The sequence below is a fragment of the Exiguobacterium sp. s7 genome, from assembly GCF_018618195.1.
In the GTDB taxonomy this organism is placed as follows: Bacteria; Bacillota; Bacilli; order Exiguobacteriales; family Exiguobacteriaceae; genus Exiguobacterium; species Exiguobacterium mexicanum_A.
In genome coordinates this window covers 1-1,841 of record NZ_JACSLO010000032.1, presented here as the reverse complement: position 1 = coordinate 1,841, position 1,841 = coordinate 1, and the positions used below count along the sequence as shown (strand labels likewise).

Annotated in this window: 1 protein-coding gene; it reads right to left on the bottom strand. The window is 58.7% G+C overall.

Annotated elements, in window-relative coordinates:
• Window positions 1-25: 25 nt before the first annotated feature.
• Window positions 26-1,666, bottom strand: a complete 1,641-nt coding sequence (locus tag KNP79_RS15515; RefSeq protein ID WP_251132999.1) for an IS1182 family transposase — start codon at window positions 1,664-1,666, stop codon at window positions 26-28.
• Window positions 1,667-1,841 lie beyond the last annotated feature (175 nt).

Genomic DNA, 1,841 nt, shown 5'->3' with positions numbered 1-1,841 from the left:
GAGGCTGGGACATAACTAGCCAGTTCTAAAGTATTTCAATCAAAAAGAGGGGTCCGGTCACCGATTTTCGGTGACCGGACCCCTTCTTTGTACTTCGGGCGACAACGGTGGCGATGAACTTCCGCAGGTTCACCGCCATGAGCGCGAAGCCGAGCTCGCGTCTCACGCGCTGTTTTCCCCTGACGGAGAAGCGGGTGAAACCCAAATTGGCCTTCAGATATCCAAAAACTGGTTCCACGTCCGTCTTGCGTCTGGCGTAGAGGGCACCCGTTTTCTCATCCGAAAGCAGCGTTCTCGTCATATGCTTTTGTTCTTCCCAGGCCACGTTCACACCGACCTGGCGGTGGCTCCCTTCCTCGGCCTTTGTGCACAGGTCGCGGAACGGACACCCGCCGCAGTCCTCGCTCAGATACATGCGGGACTCGCGGACGAACCCGTCCCTGTCGGTCTTACGGGATTCGTGGCTGAACGGGAGCCGTCTCCCGTCCGGGCAGGTGAACGTATCGGATTCCCTGTCGTACGCCCAGTTCGAGATGTTGAACGGGTTCTCGCGCCACTTCTTCTTCTGTTCCTTCCGGTACATCGTGTACGGGATCAAGGGAACGCGCCCCCGGCGCTCGAGGATGTCCGTGTAGTTCGGCTGGCTCCCATATCCCGCATCGGCGACGATGTAGGCGGGTAACTCGAGGAACGTTTCGACCTCGTCGAGGAACGGGGCCAACGTCCTCATGTCGGTCGGGTTCGGAAAGACGTCATACGCCAGCGTGTACTGGCCCGAGGTCGCGATCTGGACATTGTAGCCGGGCTTCAATTGTCCGTTCTTCATGTGATCATCCTTCATCCGCATGAACGTCGCATCCCTGTCGGTCTTCGAGTAACTGTTCCGCGTGCCGAAGGCGGCCATGTGTTCCTCGTATCGGCGTTTCCGGGCAGCGAAGTCGGAGGCCTGCTTGCGGAGGCGGCGGGGTTCCTTGCGTTTAGCGCGCAGTCGTTTGCGTTCCTCGACGTCGGTCGTCGACGCGATTTCCTCATCGATCGCGTCGACCTTTTCCCCGAGTCGCGCCGCGACCTCCTCGAGTTCTTCGACCGAGAGCGCCTCCGGGCTCTCGCACTCGATCTCTGGGATGACCTTTTCGGCCATCAGCTCCTCGTACAGCCGGTTCGACTTCTCGACGAGTGCGGCGCTGTATTTCTCGACGGCCTTCCTCCAGACGAAGGTGTATCGGTTCGCGTTCGCCTCGAGCTTCGTGCCATCGATGAAGATCGCCTCCTGATCGATTTCACCCGCCTCGACGAGGTGGCAACGGAACGTGACGAAGGCGGATTTCAGGATCGGGGCGACGGCCGGATGGACTCGGAACCGATTGATCGTCCGATAGCTCGGCTCGTGTCCCTGGGCGAGCCACATCATGCGCAGGCTGTCCTTGAGAAGGCCCTCGATCTTCCGGCCCGAGAACACGGACTGCGTGTACGCGCAGAGGACGATCTTCATCATCATCCGCGGGTGATAGGCCGGGCAACCCGTCGTTCGCCAGAACGTCTCGAACGCCTCGTCCGGGATCTGTTCGACGAGGTCGTGGACGGCGAAGGCGATGTCGTTCTCCGGGAGCCGCACTTCTAAATCTAGGGGCAAAACCAACTGGTTCATGGTATACTCTTTGTACATAGGGGCACCTCCAAGGTTATGGTTTGGTCACTTTAACTTTATCAGAGGTCGCCCCTATCTGTTTATATCGAAATGTGCGTACGAACCCATAAAAAGGAGAAGAGGCCACCTGGCGCGAACGAGTCGCGCCAGGTGGCCTCTTTCTTATAAATCTACTGAGTTATGTCCCAGCCTC

Bases quoted from the DNA above. Each gene is read 5' to 3' on its own strand.
- KNP79_RS15515 (WP_251132999.1), bottom strand. From the start codon at position 1,666: ATGTACAAAGAGTATACCATGAACCAGTTGGTTTTGCCCCTAGATTTA.